At 44.9% G+C, this 18,530-nt stretch carries 23 protein-coding genes; 19 read left to right on the forward strand and 4 right to left on the reverse strand.

Annotated elements, in window-relative coordinates:
• Positions 1-86: 86 nt before the first annotated feature.
• From udk to mtnN, 4 genes are all read left to right on the forward strand, one after another.
• Positions 87-722: a uridine kinase gene (gene udk / locus GDZ68_RS10545; RefSeq protein ID WP_153722267.1), complete on the forward strand. Its 636-nt coding sequence runs from the start codon at positions 87-89 to the stop codon at positions 720-722.
• Positions 723-929: 207 nt separating this feature from the next.
• The gene (gene greA / locus GDZ68_RS10550; protein ID WP_153722268.1) at positions 930-1,406 is read left to right on the forward strand and encodes a transcription elongation factor GreA; all 477 of its coding nucleotides are present in this window, start codon (positions 930-932) and stop codon (positions 1,404-1,406) included.
• 111 nt (positions 1,407-1,517) lie between these two features.
• The gene (locus tag GDZ68_RS10555; RefSeq protein ID WP_194841127.1) at positions 1,518-2,204 is read left to right on the forward strand and encodes a DUF1510 family protein; all 687 of its coding nucleotides are present in this window, start codon (positions 1,518-1,520) and stop codon (positions 2,202-2,204) included.
• A 42-nt stretch (positions 2,205-2,246) separates the two neighbouring features.
• Positions 2,247-2,939, forward strand: a complete 693-nt coding sequence (mtnN, locus tag GDZ68_RS10560; protein ID WP_153722270.1) for a 5'-methylthioadenosine/S-adenosylhomocysteine nucleosidase — start codon at positions 2,247-2,249, stop codon at positions 2,937-2,939.
• 225 nt (positions 2,940-3,164) lie between these two features.
• Here mtnN and sigK read toward each other — a convergent pair whose 3' ends face one another.
• On the reverse strand, positions 3,165-3,866 hold the full coding sequence (sigK, locus tag GDZ68_RS10565) for an RNA polymerase sporulation sigma factor SigK (protein ID WP_153722271.1): 702 nt from the start codon (positions 3,864-3,866) through the stop codon (positions 3,165-3,167).
• Between the two features lie 155 nt (positions 3,867-4,021).
• Here sigK and GDZ68_RS10570 point away from each other — a divergent pair, with 155 nt between their 5' ends.
• From GDZ68_RS10570 to GDZ68_RS10620, 11 genes are all read left to right on the forward strand, one after another.
• Complete coding sequence (locus GDZ68_RS10570) at positions 4,022-4,537, forward strand: YqeG family HAD IIIA-type phosphatase (RefSeq protein WP_153722272.1); 516 nt, start codon at positions 4,022-4,024, stop codon at positions 4,535-4,537.
• A 2-nt stretch (positions 4,538-4,539) separates the two neighbouring features.
• On the forward strand, positions 4,540-5,640 hold the full coding sequence (yqeH, locus tag GDZ68_RS10575; protein ID WP_194841128.1) for a ribosome biogenesis GTPase YqeH: 1,101 nt from the start codon (positions 4,540-4,542) through the stop codon (positions 5,638-5,640).
• A 25-nt stretch (positions 5,641-5,665) separates the two neighbouring features.
• A complete protein-coding gene (aroE, locus tag GDZ68_RS10580) occupies positions 5,666-6,493 on the forward strand; it encodes a shikimate dehydrogenase (RefSeq protein WP_153722273.1) in 828 nt (275 codons plus the stop codon).
• A gap of 2 nt (positions 6,494-6,495) precedes the next feature.
• Positions 6,496-6,786, forward strand: coding sequence for a ribosome assembly RNA-binding protein YhbY (gene yhbY / locus GDZ68_RS10585; protein WP_153722274.1), 291 nt, complete (start codon positions 6,496-6,498; stop codon positions 6,784-6,786).
• A 10-nt stretch (positions 6,787-6,796) separates the two neighbouring features.
• Positions 6,797-7,381 carry a nicotinate-nucleotide adenylyltransferase gene (locus GDZ68_RS10590; RefSeq protein ID WP_153722275.1) on the forward strand — a complete coding sequence of 195 codons (585 nt, stop codon included), beginning with the start codon at positions 6,797-6,799 and terminating at the stop codon, positions 7,379-7,381.
• Positions 7,356-7,928, forward strand: coding sequence for a bis(5'-nucleosyl)-tetraphosphatase (symmetrical) YqeK (gene yqeK / locus GDZ68_RS10595; protein WP_153722276.1), 573 nt, complete (start codon positions 7,356-7,358; stop codon positions 7,926-7,928). The genes GDZ68_RS10590 and yqeK overlap by 26 nt, the downstream gene beginning before the upstream one ends.
• Before the next feature lie 3 nt (positions 7,929-7,931).
• Positions 7,932-8,276 carry a ribosome silencing factor gene (rsfS, locus tag GDZ68_RS10600; RefSeq protein ID WP_153722277.1) on the forward strand — a complete coding sequence of 115 codons (345 nt, stop codon included), beginning with the start codon at positions 7,932-7,934 and terminating at the stop codon, positions 8,274-8,276.
• Positions 8,273-9,013 carry a class I SAM-dependent DNA methyltransferase gene (locus GDZ68_RS10605; protein ID WP_153722278.1) on the forward strand — a complete coding sequence of 247 codons (741 nt, stop codon included), beginning with the start codon at positions 8,273-8,275 and terminating at the stop codon, positions 9,011-9,013. Before rsfS ends, GDZ68_RS10605 begins: the two co-directional genes overlap by 4 nt.
• A gap of 72 nt (positions 9,014-9,085) precedes the next feature.
• Positions 9,086-9,730, forward strand: a complete 645-nt coding sequence (locus tag GDZ68_RS10610) for a helix-hairpin-helix domain-containing protein (protein ID WP_153722279.1) — start codon at positions 9,086-9,088, stop codon at positions 9,728-9,730.
• 17 nt (positions 9,731-9,747) lie between these two features.
• The gene (locus GDZ68_RS10615) at positions 9,748-10,311 is read left to right on the forward strand and encodes a ComE operon protein 2 (RefSeq protein ID WP_153722280.1); all 564 of its coding nucleotides are present in this window, start codon (positions 9,748-9,750) and stop codon (positions 10,309-10,311) included.
• A 17-nt stretch (positions 10,312-10,328) separates the two neighbouring features.
• A complete protein-coding gene (locus tag GDZ68_RS10620) occupies positions 10,329-12,590 on the forward strand; it encodes a DNA internalization-related competence protein ComEC/Rec2 (RefSeq protein WP_153722281.1) in 2,262 nt (753 codons plus the stop codon).
• A 63-nt stretch (positions 12,591-12,653) separates the two neighbouring features.
• Here GDZ68_RS10620 and GDZ68_RS10625 read toward each other — a convergent pair whose 3' ends face one another.
• Together GDZ68_RS10625 and GDZ68_RS10630 are read right to left on the reverse strand one after the other, a co-directional pair.
• The gene (locus GDZ68_RS10625) at positions 12,654-12,788 is read right to left on the reverse strand and encodes a YqzM family protein (RefSeq protein ID WP_153722282.1); all 135 of its coding nucleotides are present in this window, start codon (positions 12,786-12,788) and stop codon (positions 12,654-12,656) included.
• Positions 12,789-12,921: 133 nt separating this feature from the next.
• Positions 12,922-13,083 carry a hypothetical protein gene (locus tag GDZ68_RS10630; protein WP_153722283.1) on the reverse strand — a complete coding sequence of 54 codons (162 nt, stop codon included), beginning with the start codon at positions 13,081-13,083 and terminating at the stop codon, positions 12,922-12,924.
• A gap of 105 nt (positions 13,084-13,188) precedes the next feature.
• Here GDZ68_RS10630 and holA point away from each other — a divergent pair, with 105 nt between their 5' ends.
• Positions 13,189-14,196 (forward strand): DNA polymerase III subunit delta, encoded by a 1,008-nt coding sequence (gene holA / locus GDZ68_RS10635; RefSeq protein WP_153722284.1) that lies wholly within the window; start codon positions 13,189-13,191, stop codon positions 14,194-14,196.
• Positions 14,197-14,268: 72 nt separating this feature from the next.
• Here the strand turns inward: holA and rpsT are convergent, their stop codons facing one another.
• On the reverse strand, positions 14,269-14,520 hold the full coding sequence (gene rpsT, locus GDZ68_RS10640; protein ID WP_153722285.1) for a 30S ribosomal protein S20: 252 nt from the start codon (positions 14,518-14,520) through the stop codon (positions 14,269-14,271).
• 195 nt (positions 14,521-14,715) lie between these two features.
• On the opposite strand from rpsT, the gene gpr reads away from it, so the two are divergent.
• The 3 genes from gpr (at position 14,716) to lepA (ending at position 18,517) form a co-directional block, all read left to right on the forward strand.
• Positions 14,716-15,753: a GPR endopeptidase gene (gene gpr, locus GDZ68_RS10645; protein ID WP_153722286.1), complete on the forward strand. Its 1,038-nt coding sequence runs from the start codon at positions 14,716-14,718 to the stop codon at positions 15,751-15,753.
• Between the two features lie 56 nt (positions 15,754-15,809).
• Positions 15,810-16,610, forward strand: coding sequence for a stage II sporulation protein P (gene spoIIP / locus GDZ68_RS10650; RefSeq protein WP_228551078.1), 801 nt, complete (start codon positions 15,810-15,812; stop codon positions 16,608-16,610).
• Positions 16,611-16,693: 83 nt separating this feature from the next.
• Entirely contained in the window at positions 16,694-18,517 is a 1,824-nt protein-coding gene (lepA, locus tag GDZ68_RS10655; protein WP_153722288.1) for a translation elongation factor 4, read from the forward strand.
• Positions 18,518-18,530: the final 13 nt, after the last annotated feature.

The following is an 18,530-nucleotide window of genomic DNA, read 5'->3' on the forward strand; positions in this document are numbered from 1 at the left end:
AGCATATGATACTTCGCTTCTGCCCGTTGGCGACGGTATTTTGATAGCGGTGAAAAAGGAATAGCAGGCAATAAAGGAGAATAGCTGTGAAGAAAAAACCAGTTGTGATCGGGATTGCCGGAGGTTCGGGTTCCGGTAAGACAAGTGTCACCAAAAAGATACATGAAGTGTTCCAAGGCCATTCGGTTGTGGTGATCGAGCAGGATGATTATTACAGAGACCAGTCGCATTTAGTGTTCGAAGAGCGTCTTCAGACGAACTATGATCATCCTTTGGCGTTTGACACGGATTTATTGATTCGGCATATTGAAGAACTTTTAGACAGAAAGCCGATTCAAAAACCGACGTACGATTATACGATTCATACCCGTTCGGCTGAAACAATTACGGTGGAGTCTCAGGATGTAATAATTCTTGAAGGGATTCTAGTACTGGAAGATGAACGTCTTCGTAATTTGATGGATATCAAATTATTTGTCGATACCGATTCGGATATCCGGATCATTCGTCGCATTTTGCGTGACATCAATGATCGCGGACGTACCGTAGATTCTGTTGTGGAGCAATATTTGTCAGTCGTCCGGCCGATGCATAATCAGTTTATCGAACCGACTAAAAAATATGCCAATATCATCATTCCCGAAGGCGGCGAAAATGCAGTTGCCATTGATTTGATGGTTACCAAAATAAAAACAATTCTTGCTTCTGAAGAAGAAGTATAATATGATGATGACATAATTTTAAATTAATTCAGCGAAAGCTCCTGTCTGACGGCTGCTGGATTATGTATAATTCGTAAAGTCACATTGGTTCAATTCTTTCCGAAAGTAGCGTAAGATGTGAACAATAATAGTTCCACTATGTCACATACCGAACGGCGGTGTGGCATAGTATTTTTTATGAACAGAAATTTTGAGGAGTGTTGTTAGATGGTTTCAGAGAAAAAATTCCCGATGACAGCTGCGGGTAAACAAAAATTAGAAGAAGAGCTAGAATACCTTAAAACAGTAAAACGTAAAGAAGTTGTGGAGCGCATTAAGATTGCACGCAGTTATGGTGACCTTTCAGAGAACTCAGAGTACGATTCGGCGAAAGAAGACCAGGCATTCGTGGAAGGTAAGATTTCTTCAATGGAGTCAATGATCCGCAATGCAGTCATCATCACGGAAGATGAACAGAACACAGATGAAGTGCAGTTAGGTAAAACGGTTACATTCAAGGAAATCCCGGACGGCGATGAAGAAACATACACAATCGTCGGATCTGCTGAAGCAAATCCAATCGAAGGACTTATTTCGAATGACTCTCCTATCGCTAAAGGGATAATCGGACGCAAAACAGGTGACAAAGTGAAGATACTTACTCCCGGCGGTGAAATGTCAGTAGAGATACGCGAGATAAAATGACAACTGTACCGTCTTCTCACTGAAGGCGGTATTGCTTATTTTGCAACCAACAGGCCCGCATAAACGTCTGATTGGAAAAGAGCGCAGACCGTGCAGAAGGAGATGCAAAGTATGGCAGATCGAGAACCCAGTTTTTCAAGGATGTCACGTAAAAAAGGTAAAAAAGATAAGTTATTGAATATCTTAATCGGTGTTGTCATTCTTCTCATACTAATCGTTGGAGTCACCTATATTGCAGGCAATGGCAAAGACGAAGCGAAAGAGGAGTCCCAGACAGAAAATGCACCGAAAGAGCCGATCGTTATTGAAGAACCGAATGACGAAGTTGCAAAAGATAAAGAAGAAGATGCGCCAGAAAAAGAATCTGCTGACGAAAATGAAATGGATGAGCATGTTGAGGGACAGATCGTCAATGAAAATAATCCTGATAAACTGGAAGATAACGACGGTGATTCCGTGACTGTCGCTCCCTCATCTGACAATAATGTAAAAGAAACGGTTATTGATTCGGATTGGAAACCAGTCGGAACTTCACAAACAGGCGAACATGTCTCGAAATACGACGGCGAGTCAGATGACTGGAATGAGAAAAAACAAGCAATAGCCTATGCGACAGGTTTATCTGAAGATCAAATGATTTTCTGGCGTATCCAAAATGGCGGCGGCCCGCAGAAATCAGAGGGCATTGTCTCCAGCAAGGACAAGTCTGAAAAATACAAAGTCTATCTGGAGTGGGTGGATGGCGAAGGCTGGAAACCGGTCAAAATGGACGTGCTTAATACATTGGAAACAAAGTGATGTGATTCATCAGGAAACCGAACTTTGAAGGAGCGAAAACAAATGAAAATAGCTATCGTCGGCGCAATGGAGGAAGAAGTTGAAATCTTGCGCAGAGAAATTGGCCTGGGGAAAATAACTGCCATCGGAAATTGTGAATTTATCGAAGGAAAAGTCGGCAAGCACCAAGTCATCTTAACAAAGAGCGGCATCGGTAAAGTAAATGCGGCCATGGCTACTGCCATCTTGCTGCAGAACTATAAACCGGATATTGTCCTCAATACTGGTTCAGCAGGCGGCACGCACCCCGATTTAGAAGTCGGGACTGTGGTGATCTCGGATTATGTCCTGCATCACGATGTGGATGTTACAGCATTCGGCTATGAGCCCGGTCAGGTGCCTCAACTGCCTGCATCATTCCCTTCAGACCAGAACTTGATTGACCTGTCAAGGGAAGCCGTTGTTGAGCTGGATACATACGAACATGCTGTAGGGACAATTGCTTCGGCCGATACTTTTATGTCAGACCCGCAAAAAGTTCTGCAAGTAAAAGAGCGTTTCCCCCGTGTTATCGCTGTGGAAATGGAAGCGGCTGCAGTTGCGCAGGTATGTTATCAATTCCAAACGAAGTTTGTTGTGATTCGCGCATTGTCTGATATAGCCGGGAAAGAATCATCTGTCAGTTTTGATGAGTTCCTGCCGCTTGCAGCAAAACATTCGTCACAGATAGTTATGCGTGTCATATCGAAACTCTAATTGTTATATGGTAAAATTAAAGGGTAGACAAAGCATAGGATAGTTTTGTTGAAAGGAGGGACATTCAATGGGATTCTTAATGGGTGGAGTATTTTTAATTACAGCTATTTTGGCTGCAGTGATTTTACGTGAGGTAAAAGCTGATTGAAGACAGATAAAATCAAAGCGTTTCCGATGGCGGGGGCCAAGGCTCCCGCATCAGAAACGCTTTTTGATTTACTGGACCTATCCCTGATATTCATGTTTAAAAGATTGGTATAGTTTAACGATTGCTCTTTTCTCGATGCGAGATACATAGCTTCTGGAAATGTTCAGTTGTTCTGCAATTTCTTTTTGAGTCATGGGTTGATCGTCGAGCAAACCGTAACGCCGCTGGATGATCTCCAGTTCCCGGGCATCCAGCTTGCCCAGATGCTTATACAAGCGCTCTTTTTGTTCGTTTTGCTCCACGGTGGTTTGAGGCGGAATGTCATCAGTCTGGAGAAGGTCTGCGATTTCTAAAGATTGGCCGTCTTTGTCGAGACCGATGGGTTCATAGAGGGAGACATCTTTTTGAACTTTTTTCTGTGTTCGTAAATACATGAGGATTTCATTTTCAATACAGCGGGCAGCATAAGTAGCCAGTTTTGTTTTCCGGTCCGGCGTAAAACTGTTAATAGCTTTCATGAGTCCAATTGCACCGATAGAAATATAATCATCGAGCAGCTCATGTTTCGGCTGAAATTTTTTCACGATATGGGCAACCAGCCGCATATTGTGTTCAATCAGTTCATCACGTGCACTTACATCGCCTTCTGCTAATCGTCTCAGGCAATCGGCTTCTTCCTTTTTCGACAGCGGACGAAGAAAAGCCTGCCCTTTTATATAGCCGATTAACGCGGGGATCTCTAACCACAGTTGCATGACGGCCATGAAAAACCCGCTCATGTGACCACCTCCGAATATTGATAGTTCAGCATATGCGAAGAACAGGCGTCCTATCACCCGATGAGAAAGTTACAAAAGCAGTCATTGGATTGCGTGCAGTATAAGCAACTATGTTATAATCAGACAAGAATTTGTTGTAGGGCGGAGTGGATAACGTGTTAAAACAATTTTTGCCAAGCGCATACGTGAAGTCGGTGCTGCACATCAAGCCGGAACAGCTTGTGGAAAATGGCATCAAGGGGATCATAACGGATCTCGATAATACATTGGTTGAATGGGACCGGGCAGAAGCCACAGAGGATATTATGGCTTGGTTTGATGAGATGCATAAGGCTGGTCTGCAGATTACGGTCGTATCAAATAATCACATAGAGCGCGTAAGTCATTTTTGTGATCCGCTCGGAATCCCCTATATCTGTGAGGCGCGGAAGCCGTTGAAGAGATCGTTCCGGCAGGCTATTGGGACACTTGGTTTGCCGAAAGAGCAAATCGTCATGATTGGCGATCAGCTGCTGACGGATGTCTTAGGGGCAAACCGTGCGGGGCTGTCCGTGATTTTGGTAGTGCCGGTAGCGAGTTCGGATGCGCCGATCACAAAATTCAATCGGGCGATTGAACGGAGAATTATGGCAAGGTTTAAGAGAAAAGGATTGATAACGTGGGAGGACTGAATTTGGAACCAATTAAGTGTATTGGATGCGGTATTACGATCCAGACGGCAGATAAGAAGGCAGAAGGCTATGCACCGCCGTCTTCGCTCGAAAAAGAGGATGTCATCTGCCAGCGCTGCTTTAAATTACGGAATTATAATGAATTACAGCCGGTCTCTTTATCGGGAGACGATTTTTTAGCGATTCTTAATGGAATTGGTGAAAAAGAAGGTCTGATTGTCAAAGTGGTTGATATATTCGATTTCAACGGCAGCTGGATCAATGGTCTTCAGCGTTTTGTCGGCAAGAAAGATATTTTATTGATTGGCAATAAGTCAGATATTCTGCCGAAAGCACTTAATCCGAAACGCCTGACGAACTGGATGAAGACCGAAGCAGCTAAATTAGGACTGAAGCCAATTGATGTCCTGCTTGTTTCCGCTGTAAAAGGCAACGGCATGGAAGAAGCACTGGAAGCGATCGAGAAATACCGCAAAGGCAAAGACGTCTATGTCGTCGGCTGCACGAATGTTGGGAAATCCACGTTCATTAACCGGATCATCAAGAATGCGACGGGTATGCAGGACGTCATTACCACATCTTATTTTCCCGGTACAACGCTTGATGTAGTGGAAATTCCGCTCGATGACGGTAAATCCTTAATAGATACACCCGGAATTATTAACGAACACCAGATAGCACATGATCTGGATGCGGAAGATTTGAAAATCATTACACCGAAGAAAGAACTGAAGCCGAAAGTCTATCAACTGAATGCGGAGCAGACGCTGTTCATCGGCGGCCTGGCGCGTTTTGACTTTATCCGGGGTGACCGGTCTTCTTTCAATCTGTATGTCGCAAACGGCCTGCAGATCCACCGTACAAAGCTGGCGAATGCGGATGAATTATATGCCAAGCATCTAGGCGAAATGCTGTCACCTCCGAGTGCAGCGTCGCTTGAAACGCTTCCGCCGCTTGTGCGTCATGAGTTTTCGATTAAGCAGGCGAAGACAGATATCGTGATTTCAGGTTTAGGCTGGATCACTATTCAGCACGAAAATGTACAAATTGCAGTACACGCGCCTAAAGGCGTCAATGTAATGATCAGACCGTCATTAATTTGATGACTAGCGGCAAGGGGGAATGAAGATGAAAAGTTGGTATGCTGTGTTAGGCGATCCAATCGCTCAATCGATGTCACCGGTGATGCATGATCAGTGGTTTGAAGAAGCAGGTCTCCACGCAACCTATATCCCGATCCATGTGCAGGCAGAAACGCTGGAACAGGCGATTGCCGGCTTGCGTACACTTGGCTCCGGGGGCTGGAATGTGACGGTGCCGCATAAACAGGCCATTATTCCTTACTTGGATGAAGTTGACAGCTCGGCTGAACGGATGGAAGCCGTCAATACCGTTTATCGTACAGAAGACGGAAGACTGATCGGCGCCAATACCGACGGCAGAGGATTTGTGAAGTCACTGGAAGAGTTTACGGCGCAGGAGCGTGTCACAGGGCCTGTACTTGTCATCGGAGCAGGCGGCGCTGCAAGGGGCATTGCATTTGCTTTGCAGGAAGCTGGCTACGGTCCGATGTACGTAACGAACCGCACTGTCTCTAAAGCGGAGGATCTTGCTTCCGAAATGGACGGCACACAAGTAATTTCAACCGAAGAAGCGGAACAGCGGCTCGGTGAATTCGGTCTGGTCGTGCAGACTACTTCCGTCGGCATGAATTTTGCGCAGGCGGGAATGCCGCTTGATCCGAAAGCTGCTGCCAAAAATGCAGTAGTGGCGGATATAATTTATAATCCGCTGGAAACGGCATTTCTGCAGACGGCAAGACTGGCAGGCGCCCGCACGATGAACGGTGTCGGGATGTTTGTTCATCAAGGAGCACTTGCTTTTGAGAAATGGACAGGCATTTATCCCGACACGAAAAAAATGATAGATACGATTACAATGAAAGTTGGCGGGTAAACATGTTAACAGGTAAACAAAAAAGATATTTGCGCAGCAAGGCTCATCATTTGACGCCGTTATTTCAAATTGGGAAAAGCGGTTTGACTGAACCGATCCTGGATCAAATTGACGAAGCGCTCGAAGCACGCGAACTGCTGAAAGTCAGCGTTCTGCAAAACTGTGAAGAAGATAAGACGGAAATTGCAGATACAATTGGTGCATTTAAAGGAATTGAAGTAGTACAGACCATCGGCAGTACGATTGTTCTATACAGGGAATCGAAAGAGAAGAAACGCATACAATTACCATAAGGAGAATCAGATGAAACGAATTGGCATATTAGGCGGCACATTCAATCCGCCGCATACAGGTCATCTGCTGATTGCCAATGAAGTCCGGTACGCCTTGCAGCTGGATGAGGTGCGTTTAATGCCGACAGCTGTTCCGCCGCATAAAACAGCTCCCGGAGACGCTTCTGCGGAACAGCGGCTGAGGATGGTCAAATTGGCGACGGCTGAAATAGAAGGTCTGAGTGCGTCTTCCTTTGAAATTGAGCGGGGCGGTGTATCCTACACGTATGATACGATGTCCCGATTAGTCCAGGAAGAACCGCAGCATGATTTTTATTTCATTATCGGCGGGGATATGGTCGATCAATTACCGAGCTGGCACCGGATTGCAGATTTACTGGACATCATCACATTTATAGGGGTGGAACGTCCGGGTGCCGAAAATCGTTCAGAGATTCCTGTCCGTATGGTAGAGACTCCGCAGCTGGATTTATCTTCTACTTTGATCCGCCGGCGCTTTCTTGAGGGAGGAACAGTGCAGTTGCTGCTTCCTCCTGCTGTCGAGGCTTATATTCGAGAGGAGAGATTATATGGATCTTCAACAAGTACGAAATGATCTGGAACAGCGACTGCCGCAAACACGCTACGAGCACATCCTGCGGGTGACAGAGGCTGCCAAAGAGTTGGCCAAAGAATCAGGCGTGTCCGTTGAAAAAGCGGAAATTGCGGGATTATTCCATGATTACGCCAAGTTTATGGATAAAGATGAGTTGCTTGAACTTTTGAAACGGGATGAAGAATACAAATTGTATTCACAATATCACTCAGAGCTGTGGCACGCGCCGGTCGGAGCATTGCTGGCGAAAGAGCGGTACGGCATAGATGATGAAGATATTCTTCAGGCGATTCGTTTTCATACCACAGGGCGGGCAGGCATGTCTAATTTGGAAAAAATCATTTATATTGCCGACCTAACAGAACCAGGAAGAAAATTTCCGGGTATCGAGGAATTACGGGAACGTATAAAAGGCCAGTCTCTTGAAGACCAAATGACCGAATGCATCCAACATACAGTAAAATTTCTTGTTCATCAGTACGCAGTCATATTCCCTTATTCATTTGACTGTTATAATGAACATGTACGGAGAAGAAAGGAACAGTGAAATATGCCAACATTATTGGAATTAGCTTATCAAGCAGTAGATAGTAAAAAAGCGGAGGATATCGTCGTGCTGAATATGGAGGGCATTTCGTTAATTGCCGACCAATTCATCATTTGCCACGCAAACTCTGAACGCCAGGTGCAGGCGATTGCACGCGAAGCGGCTGATCAGGCGTCAAAAGCAGGCTATACAGTTAAACGTATGGAGGGCTTTGATTCGGGTCGCTGGATTTTGGTCGATCTTCTCGATGTTGTAGTTCACGTCTTCCATAAAGAAGAGCGCGGGTTCTATAACTTGGAGAAACTATGGGGAGACGCACCGCTGCTGGACGTGGCGAGTGATCAATGAGTTCTTCCTATACTGAGTTCGCCCATATTTATGATGAACTAATGAATGATATTCCATATGACGCCTATATCGAGCTTCTCGATTTGGCGTCTGCTGGCGTTTCCGGAAAAAAAGTGCTTGATATCGGCTGCGGCACTGGCTTGTTATCTGCGATGCTTGCAAAAAGAGGGGCATATGTAACAGGGGTTGATCTGTCCTGTGACATGCTCGAAGTCGCTGCTCACCGTGCTGGCTCGCTCGGTCTGGCTATTCAGTTTAAAGAACAGCCTATGCAGCAGCTCGACGTGGAAGGGAAATTTGATGCGGCGGTTATTTCGATTGATTCGCTGAATTACGTAATTTCACAGAAAGATGTGGAAGAGACGTTTAACAGGGTCTACCAGGCGCTTGTCAAAGACGGCGTGCTGCTTTTCGATGTCCATTCGTTATACAAGATGGATGAAATTTTTCTTGAAGGCCCTTTTGTCTATGACAACGGAGGCATTGCGTATATTTGGGAAACGTCTCCCGGTGATCACGAACATTCGGTATATTCGGAGCTGGCTTTTTTTATGCGCCAGGAGAACGGCAGCTTCATTCGTTTTGACGAAGTACATATGCAGCGTTCTTTTTCAATCCCCGATTATGTCCGGATGATTGAAGAAGCGGGTTTTCATATTGAGCGGATTTTCGCTGACTGGGAGGATGAGCCGCCAACGGAAGAAAGTGAAAGAATATTCTTTCAAGTGCGTAAATAAGACTACCAAATTTGTAATCGATCGGGTATAGTTAGGAAGACTCCATACGGTTCCGAAAGAAAGGATGTTTGAATGATCCGTTCATTCCTTACCGAACAATGGCGTAAATTACTCATTCCTATTGCAGCAATCGCTGTATTATCCTCAGTTCTGTTCTTTCCCCGGGAACAAGCGGATATAACTTCCGAAGAACGAGGGCTAACCCTTTTCGAAACAATTGAAGAACCAGCCGAAGAAATGGAACCGCCTGCTGAAATATTGGCAGAAGTTGCAGTGCTGCCTATTTTAGTTGATGTTAAAGGCGCGGTGAAACATCCGGGTCTCTATTCATTGACAGAAGGAGACAGGCTCCACGACGCTGTAGAGAAGGCGGGAGGCTACAGAGACGATGCAGATACGCGTCTGCTGAATCATGCCCAGAAACTGCTGGATGAATCGGTCGTCTATGTCCCCGTTGCAGGGGAAGAGCCTCCGGTGTTCGAGCAGCCTTCAACAACTGCGGCTGGCGGCGGCGATTCTGATTCAGCCTTGATTAATATTAATACAGCCAATGAAACTGAATTCCAGCAACTGCCGGGTATCGGTCCGTCTAAAGCAACAGCGATCGTAAAATACCGTGAAGCGAACGGGGCATTTTCCCAGCTGGACGGCTTAAAAGAAGTTTCAGGAATTGGTGATAAAACATTTGAAAAATTAGAAGCGTTAATTACGCTTTGATAGATGGAGGCAACCGTATGGAGCGAATTACATGGGACCAGTTCTTCATGGCGCAAAGTCATCTGCTGGCGATGCGCAGCACATGCACACGTCTGTCTGTCGGGTCGATCTTAGTGCGCGATCAGCGGATTATTGCAGGCGGATATAATGGATCGATTTCCGGCGGCGATCATTGTATCGAACATGGCTGTTATGTGGTAGAGAATCATTGCGTGCGGACAATCCATTCCGAAATGAACGCCTTGCTGCAGTGTGCGAAATATGGAATTCCCGTAACGGATGCGACGATTTATGTGACGCATTTTCCATGTCTGCAATGCAGTAAAGCGCTGATTCAGGCCGGTATCCAACGGGTGAATTATGCGGAGGACTACCGTAACAGCGAATATGCGCTCGAGCTTTTTGCACAGGCGGGTGTAGAAGTTGAAAAAATACCGTTTGACGAGCGTTCCATCGACTTCGCAAGTGAAGGGAAGTTCTCCCTGTTCAGCGAAATGCTCGTGAAGATGCAGTCGCTTGGCGCCGACGATGAAGAATTGGATGCCCTTCAGCAAAGGGTGAACGATTTATTTGGCAAATAATCCGATCGATACGTTGGATGTATACAGCGATTCCTGTAGCCATTTCCGCGTTTGCTGCGGAAATCTCGGAATCGCTTCTATTACTTAATCTATTATTCCTCATACCCTTCCTCATTTTGCGAAAAGATTATGTTCATCTTGTGTTAACAGGAGTCATCGTCTGTTCCTCTTTTATGTATTTCTCCAAAGCTGTCCCGCCTTTATCAGTCACTGCTGCTACATCCTTTCAATGGAATGACCAAGTAAAAATTGACGGCGGTAAAATAAAAGGTTTTGCCAGACTTTCCGATGGCACGACAGTCTATTTGATGTATGCTCTACAATCGGAGAGTGAAAAAAAGAAATTCCAGTCAATAAATTTAGCAGCCTATCAATTTATGGCTGATATTGAGCAGAAAGAATTGGAACTGGCAGCTCATAGCTTTGCATTTGATATGGAACGTTATTTACGTATGAACGGGGCAGCCGGAATTATGGAAGTTGCAGCACTGCACTCGGGGGAAAAAGTTTCAACAGTCCGCAGCCGTTTATCAAACTATCGGTATCAATTAAAACAGCATATTTCTGAGCGTTTTCCTGCATCACTTGTTACGGAAGCGGAAGCGCTGTTAATCGGCGACCGTTCCGGGATGGACAGCGAGCTTCAGAAACAGTATCAAACTCTTGGCATTACGCATTTATTCGCCATCTCAGGTCTGCATGTCGGATTGCTTACATTTTTCATTCGAACGATACTTTTGCGTGCGAGTTTCCGCAGGGAGTGGGTGACGTATTTCCTTCTGGGGTTTCTGCCGATCTATGCGTGTATTGCAGGGGGAGCGCCGTCCGTGTGGCGTGCCGTATCCGTTACGATGATTTTGCTGCTGGCCGTCTCTGGAAAACTCCGGCTGAGACTCGATGATGCGCTTGCGTTAAGTGCTGCCTGTTTCATCATTCTGCAGCCGCATGTCGTTTTTCAGCCAGGTTTTCAGTTATCCTATCTAGCGGCTTTTTCATTGCTTTATTCTTCCGCGATTCTTCAACAGGCTAAAAATGGCCTTCATGTATCATTTTTAGTGACAGTTATTACGCAAGTGGCACTCTATCCAGTTTTGCTATACCATTTCTATGAATTATCGCTGTCTTCCTTTGCTGTCAACCTTCTCTACGTACCCCTTTATTCCGTTTTCATTCTGCCTGCGAATCTACTGTTGCTTGCGTGCAGTTTTATCTTGCCGCCTGCTGCCCAGCTGTTATTCAGTATCTATGAGCCGATTCGCGCTGCAATAGGCAGCTTTACCTCATGGCTTGCTTCTTTTCCTTTTCAGATGTGGACGCCCGGTCAGCCTGATGGACTCGGAAGTATAGCGGCAGTTGCGGGTATTCTAATTTTTTTAGTTTGTCTCGAGAAGAAAAAATCGGTCGTATTTGGACTCATCTGCTTGCTGCTTCCAGCTGTATTTTTAGAAATTAAGCCTTTGTTTCACCGTGAAATGATTATTTCGTATGTAGATGTCGGGCAAGGGGACAGTACAGTCATTGAGCTGCCGTTTCGCAAGGCTGTCTATGTAATCGATACCGGCGGGGTCGTTCATTTCGGTGAAAAGAATTGGAAGACGCCTGAAAAACCATTTGAAGTCGGGCGTAATATCGTCGTTCCCTATCTCAAGGCCAAAGGGATCACTACAATCGACAAGCTGATCATCACACATGCTGACTTGGATCATATGGAAGGTGCAGATGAAGTATTGGAAGAATTACTAATAAAGGAAATCCAGATGCCGCCGGGCAGTGAGCAGGAAAATACGATGGAAGAGGTGCTGCGGCTGGCAGTGGAGCAGAAGATTCCGCAAAAGCTTGTCAGTGAAGGAGTCAATTGGCGGATAGGTACATATGATTTTCTGTATGTGGCCCCAAGCGAAAGAGCGTACGAAGGAAATGACAGCTCATTGGTTTTGCTGATGAAAGCAGGAGAATGGACGTTTGTTTTTCCAGGAGACCTTGAAATGGATGGGGAAAAACGGCTGCTGAGCAGTTATAAGGGAGCAGATTTTGGACGAGTGATCTTAAAGGCAGGCCATCATGGCAGTAAGACATCAAGTACTGAGCCGTTTATTCGTTTCTTGATGCCCGAACTTGCTATTATATCTGCAGGTCGCAACAGCCGTTATGGACATCCGCATGCTGAAGTGACAGATCGTTTTAAAGAGTACGGCATACCCTATCTGTCGACTGCGGAAAATGGCACCATCGAGATTCGGGTACAGAAAGATTCTTATTCATTGCAGTCTTCTCGTTAGGGTATGAAATACAAATAGACACAGCCGATAGGTAACGGCTGTGTCTATTTTATCCGATAATAATTAGCGGGCGACGAAATCGATAATCGTAGCAACAACAAAAATTGCTGAAAAACCGATAAACGAAACGATAAAGCCGATGCCTGAATCAATCGCGTCATTGCGTTTTGATTGTACATCATGTTCAAATTCATTCATTGCTACACCTCCTAATTCCATACTAAGTATAGATGAAAGTGAATTAAAAATCCATAAAAATCGCAGTTTAATGGACTTGCAATGAACGATGACACAATTTGTTCAAAGAATGGATAAGGAAGCTGCCGTTATTTTAATAATATTTGTCTTTTTCCGCCTTTTCCCGATGGTTCGGTGTCATCGGCTGCTGTTTTGGCTGTAAGTGATCCAGTTCCGCAAGCTCCAATGAGATTTCTTCTTTTTCATTTAATTTTTTTTCGGAGTTTTTTACAGCAAATTTTTTATTCCGATTCATCTTGAAAAACCTCCTTTACTGCTTAGTATGATGGTTGATGAACAATTCATGTATCTGCTTCAAAGGTTTTTACGATATACTAAGGAAATAGTCGAGGTGAAAATCATGGTGACAAAAATTTGGAATGAAATTGAGAAAGGCGATGTGCAGCCGGTCTATTTATTGACGGGCACAGAGCAGCATTTGATAGATGAGACAGTTAAACGGCTGATCCGTGCTGTGCCGGGAATGACTGCATCTGAAGTGAATCGCTTTGATTTAGAAGAAGTGCCGGTACAGACGGTGCTCGAAGTAGCGGATGAATTGCCTTTTCTGGTAGATCATAAACTGATAGTCGCGAAAAACAGTACTTTTTTAAAAGCGACGGATAATTCGAAAGAAAAGCAGCCGCATCAACTGGAGCTGCTGGAAAAGTGGCTGGAAAATCCATCTCCTACTTCAACCGTTGTGTTTGTGGCGCCGTATGAGAAATTGGATGCCCGTAAAAAGATTACAAAAAAAATTAAAAAGCATGCAGTAGTGCTGGAGGCGGTAGCGCTGCAGGGACAGGATATGACGACTTGGATCATGCAGCAGGGCCGGGATAAAGGGGTGACCATCGATAAGAAAGAAGCGGCGTTTCTCATTGAAATGACTGGTTCCGATCTATTGATGTTGTCGACTGAAATAGATAAAATTGCAGGGTATCTGGCGTTTTCTGGAACGGTTACAGAGGATATTATTGAACAGCTCGTGCCGCGGACACCTGAAATGGATGTTTTTCGTCTGACGGATTCATTCGTCAATAACAGGAGAGCGGAATCATTGTCTGTTTATCATGATTTGCTTCGCAACGGTGAAGAACCGATTATGCTCTCTTCCTTAATTGCCAGTCAGGTACGTCTGATGATTCATGTCGTGAATCTGCGGAAGAAAGGCTATCAGCAGCAGCAAATTGCCACAACGCTTCACATTCATCCGTACCGGGTGAAATTGATGATGCAAAAAAGTCTGCCGGCTATGACTGTTCTGATGAAAGCACTGGATGATCTGGCGACGATCGATCTTCAGCTTAAGACGATGAGCGGCAACCGGCAGCGGTGCCTGGAATTATTTTTGATGAATGGTTTGTAACGCAATGAAATGTTCCGCAAATAATATAAAAAAAGACTGCCATCATAAGAGTGGCAGTCTTTTAATATTTCATTATTGAGCTTTTTTAGTTAAGCGTGATTTTTGACGAGCTGCAGTGTTTTTATGGATAAGACCTTTACGAGCAGCAGTATCCACTTTTTTCACAGCATCCTTCAAAAGCGCTTGTGCGTTTTCATCTTCACTGATGATCGCAGCGTCCGCTTTACGGACTGCTGTACGCATAGCAGCTTTCACATGTGAGTTTTGCACGTTAGCAGCGTTACTTTGTTTCACGCGTTTAATTGCACCTTTAATGTTTGGCATTTCATTCACCTCCAGCTTTCAGGTAAGGCAAGAGTGTTTCCACTATCATCCGGACATCTCTTTACAACAAGCATAATTTTAACAAAGCTCATGAAAGAATGCAAGAAAAAAAGGTAAAGTATATCAGCTTTACAGCAATCTTTTTCAGAATAATCACCGCTGATTTGCACAAGCTTTACATAAGAGGTGATTATCATGACGGAAATAAATTATTATCGGACAGATCTAATTGATGAAAGTGATGAATTTGTCAGGCATCAAGGGGCAAATGAAGAAAAAAAACTGAAAAAGATGTCAGGTATATCTGTAGAAGAACAGACGATTGGGCGAATTAAGGCGACGACTGTAAAAGTAACAGCTGAAGGTGAGGAAGAGATTGGAAAAGCCAAAGGTACATACATTACGCTTACAATTCCGACTCTCGCTGTTCATGAAATCGATGAATTAAAAAAACTCTGTGATACAGTCGTTGAAAAAATGGATAATTTGCTGAAAGAAAAACTGGACGGCAATTTTGATAAAATCCTTTTTATCGGACTTGGCAACCCGGATATCACGCCGGATGCTGTAGGTCCTGTGACAATGGGATTTGTGAAAGAAGTTATTCCGGATTATTACGAAGAGGATGACAGTGGAATCTTGGTCTATGCACCCGGCGTGACAATTCAGACCGGTCTTGAGACAGCGTCATTCGTTAAGGCCATCGTAGAAGAAGCAAAACCCGATGTCCTGATTGTTGTAGATGCACTGGCCGCTAGAAGCAGTTCTCGGCTGTGCAGAACCGTACAGCTGACAGATACGGGTATTCATCCCGGCTCGGGTGTAGGAAACAGCAGGAAGGAGTTGTCCGAAAATAGCCTTGGAATTCCTGTGATTGCGATTGGTGTGCCGACCGTCGTGGACGGGCCGGTGCTTGTAGCGGACGCGATCGATACGATGTTCGGCTATATCGCCGCGAAAATAGAGGAGGAAGGCATGCCGTCATCTAAACTGGCAACCCCGCGTTTTGCACAACGGTCAACGAATGACGCGGACCGTGCTTCATTGGCTCCGATTTTCGGCGACTGGTCCTCCTGGTCGCATGAAGAACGGATTCAGCTATTTGAAGAAGTCCTGACACAGCAAGAATTATCAACTTTCATTTCACCAAAAGAAATTGATTCGTGGGTCGCGCAGTACGCATCCTCCCTTTCCAGTTCTTTATTAAATTGGATTAGAAAAGTCAAAGAATAATTCAGTCATGGTCCTTTTTTCTTCTGCATACAGTGGAAGATAGAGGAGGGAGCATTATGAAAAAAACTTTGCAAATCTGGATGAGCGTCATATTCCTGCTATTCATCTTCCCTGTCGTTCTGCAGTTCCTGCCTAAAGAGCCGACAATTCCACCTGCTTTCTCATTGAAGGAACCAAGCATGATTGTCTATGCATCAAATATTCTGGAAGAAGATATCGAGCCGAAAGTGGAAGGGAATGTGCTGATTTATTCAACGCATTCCCATGAAGCGTATGAACCGATTACGAAAGCGGCTGATGGAAAAGTAGCTGCGTCTCACCATTCAGAAAATATTATGAAGGTCGGCAGTAAACTGAAGGACAATCTGAACGTTAATGGTGTGACAGCTGAGCAGCTGGATCTTGATATCGTCAAAATTATGCAGAAGGAAAAAATTCCTTATCACCGGTCTTACGCAGCCATTCGTCCGTATGTCAAGGAAAAGGTAGAGCAGCAGCCGTATGATCTCGTGATCGATCTGCACCGGGATTCATTGGGACCGTCAAGGTCGACAATCACTCATGCGAACGAGCGCTATGCCAAAGTCGGTTTTGTGGTAGGCAAAGATCATCCTTTCTTTGAAAAGAATTTAAGCAAAGCAAAACAATTAAAAGATCAAATGGAACAGCGTGTGCCTGGATTAACGAGGGAAATCATTATTAAAGGCGGACGTGGAGTTGACGGTAAATACAATCAGGACCTCGATACCAGCATGATTCTGATTGAGCTTGGCGGCGTCGGGAATACGGAAACTGAACTAAACCATACCATTTCAGTCATCGGAGAATCTGTTTCTGCCTTATTAACTGTGCAATAACCTCTCAAATATTGAAGTCTGCAAGGTTCACTGCTATAATTCAATTAGTCTAAATAGGTTCGTAAACGTAGGAGTGAACAGGGATGAATCAAGAGCAGAGAGCAGCACGTCAGAAGAACATACGGAATTTTTCTATCATCGCCCATATCGATCATGGGAAATCGACGTTAGCTGATCGTATTTTAGAAAAAACAGAAACCGTCAGCAAGCGTAATATGAAATCACAGACATTGGATTCCATGGACTTGGAACGTGAACGCGGCATTACGATTAAACTGAATGCTGTCCAATTAACATACACCGCTAAAAATGGTGAAGATTATACATTTCATTTAATTGATACACCGGGTCACGTCGACTTTACGTATGAAGTTTCCAGAAGTCTGGCTGCTTGTGAAGGCGCCATTCTGGTCGTTGATGCAGCCCAGGGAATTGAAGCACAAACACTGGCCAACGTTTATCTGGCACTGGATAATGATTTGGAGATCCTGCCGGTAATCAATAAAATTGATCTTCCTGCCGCTGATCCTGAAAAGGTAAGACAAGAGGTGGAAGATGTCATCGGGCTTGATGCTTCAGAAGCGGTTCTGGCATCTGCCAAAGCCGGTATCGGCATCGATGAAATCCTGGAACAAATTGTAGAAAAAGTACCGGCTCCCGAGGGAGACCCTGATGCTCCTTTGAAAGCGCTGATTTTCGACTCGCATTATGATCAATATAAAGGGGTTATTGTGAACATCCGAATTGTCGAAGGCAGAGTAAAGCCCGGCGACAAAATTCGTATGATGGCAACAGGAAAAGAATTCGAAGTTCTCGAAACGGGTGTCTTTACCCCGACCATATCCATGCGTGATGAATTGACGGTAGGAGACGTCGGTTTCTTATCTGCGTCTATTAAAAACGTCGGTGACACGCGTGTCGGTGATACTGTGACCACAGTAGAGAACTCTGCAAGTGAGCCTTTGCCGGGTTACCGCCGCATGAATCCGATGGTGTTCTGCGGGCTCTATCCGATTGACACATCTAAATACAATGATTTGCGTGAAGCACTGGAAAAACTAGAACTGAATGACTCCGCTTTAGAATATGAAGCAGAAACATCCCAGGCGCTTGGTTTCGGCTATCGCTGCGGTTTCCTCGGCCTGCTGCATATGGAGATCATCCAGGAGCGGATCGAGCGTGAATTTAAGATTGACTTGATCACAACAGCACCAAGTGTTATTTATAAAGTGAATTTAACAGACGGTACGTCCATAAACGTCGATAATCCGTCTATGATGCCGACTGCACAAAAAGTTGATTACGTTGAAGAACCTTACGTCAAAGCATCTATCATGGTGCCGAACGATTACGTAGGGGCTGTTATGGAGTTATGCCAGCACAAACGCGGTGATTTCATTACCATGGATTATATGGACAGTACGCGTGTAAACGTTATTTATGAACTGCCGCTCGCGGAAATTGTGTACGATTTCTTCGACCAGCTGAAGTCCGGCACAAAGGGCTATGCATCTCTTGACTACGAGCTGATCGGCTATAAACGTTCGAAACTTGTAAAAATGGATATCTTGCTAAACGGTGAAAATGTCGATGCACTGAGCTTCATTGTCCATAATGATTTCAGCTACGAGCGCGGAAAAGCGATCGTCGAGAAGTTGAAATCTCTTATTCCGAGACAACAGTTTGAAGTGCCGGTTCAAGCGGCGATAGGACAGAAAATTGTAGCCCGTTCGACGATTAAATCAATGGGCAAGAACGTTCTTGCTAAATGTTACGGGGGAGATATATCCCGTAAACGAAAACTTCTTGAAAAGCAAAAGGAAGGTAAGAAGAAAATGAAGCAAGTCGGATCGGTAGAAGTGCCACAAGAGGCGTTCATGGCCGTTCTGAAGATGGATGAAGATTAACAAATAGTTGCAT

The sequence above is a fragment of the Sporosarcina cascadiensis genome, from assembly GCF_009650995.1.
GTDB lineage: Bacteria > Bacillota > Bacilli > Bacillales_A > Planococcaceae > Sporosarcina > Sporosarcina cascadiensis.

Coding starts and splice junctions, on each gene's coding strand:
- rsfS (WP_153722277.1), top strand. CDS start 7,932: ATGCCAACATTATTGGAATTAGCTTATCAAGCAGTAGATAGTAAAAAA.
- mtnN (WP_153722270.1), top strand. CDS start 2,247: ATGAAAATAGCTATCGTCGGCGCAATGGAGGAAGAAGTTGAAATCTTG.
- GDZ68_RS10590 (WP_153722275.1), top strand. CDS start 6,797: ATGAAACGAATTGGCATATTAGGCGGCACATTCAATCCGCCGCATACA.
- lepA (WP_153722288.1), top strand. CDS start 16,694: ATGAATCAAGAGCAGAGAGCAGCACGTCAGAAGAACATACGGAATTTT.
- GDZ68_RS10620 (WP_153722281.1), top strand. CDS start 10,329: ATGTATACAGCGATTCCTGTAGCCATTTCCGCGTTTGCTGCGGAAATC.
- holA (WP_153722284.1), top strand. CDS start 13,189: ATGGTGACAAAAATTTGGAATGAAATTGAGAAAGGCGATGTGCAGCCG.
- aroE (WP_153722273.1), top strand. CDS start 5,666: ATGAAAAGTTGGTATGCTGTGTTAGGCGATCCAATCGCTCAATCGATG.
- greA (WP_153722268.1), top strand. CDS start 930: ATGGTTTCAGAGAAAAAATTCCCGATGACAGCTGCGGGTAAACAAAAA.
- GDZ68_RS10555 (WP_194841127.1), top strand. CDS start 1,518: ATGGCAGATCGAGAACCCAGTTTTTCAAGGATGTCACGTAAAAAAGGT.
- yqeK (WP_153722276.1), top strand. CDS start 7,356: ATGGATCTTCAACAAGTACGAAATGATCTGGAACAGCGACTGCCGCAA.
- spoIIP (WP_228551078.1), top strand. CDS start 15,810: ATGAAAAAAACTTTGCAAATCTGGATGAGCGTCATATTCCTGCTATTC.
- GDZ68_RS10610 (WP_153722279.1), top strand. CDS start 9,086: ATGATCCGTTCATTCCTTACCGAACAATGGCGTAAATTACTCATTCCT.
- GDZ68_RS10605 (WP_153722278.1), top strand. CDS start 8,273: ATGAGTTCTTCCTATACTGAGTTCGCCCATATTTATGATGAACTAATG.
- GDZ68_RS10615 (WP_153722280.1), top strand. CDS start 9,748: ATGGAGCGAATTACATGGGACCAGTTCTTCATGGCGCAAAGTCATCTG.
- sigK (WP_153722271.1), bottom strand. CDS start 3,866: ATGAGCGGGTTTTTCATGGCCGTCATGCAACTGTGGTTAGAGATCCCC.
- gpr (WP_153722286.1), top strand. CDS start 14,716: ATGACGGAAATAAATTATTATCGGACAGATCTAATTGATGAAAGTGAT.
- GDZ68_RS10625 (WP_153722282.1), bottom strand. CDS start 12,788: ATGAATGAATTTGAACATGATGTACAATCAAAACGCAATGACGCGATT.
- GDZ68_RS10630 (WP_153722283.1), bottom strand. CDS start 13,083: ATGAATCGGAATAAAAAATTTGCTGTAAAAAACTCCGAAAAAAAATTA.
- rpsT (WP_153722285.1), bottom strand. CDS start 14,520: ATGCCAAACATTAAAGGTGCAATTAAACGCGTGAAACAAAGTAACGCT.
- yhbY (WP_153722274.1), top strand. CDS start 6,496: ATGTTAACAGGTAAACAAAAAAGATATTTGCGCAGCAAGGCTCATCAT.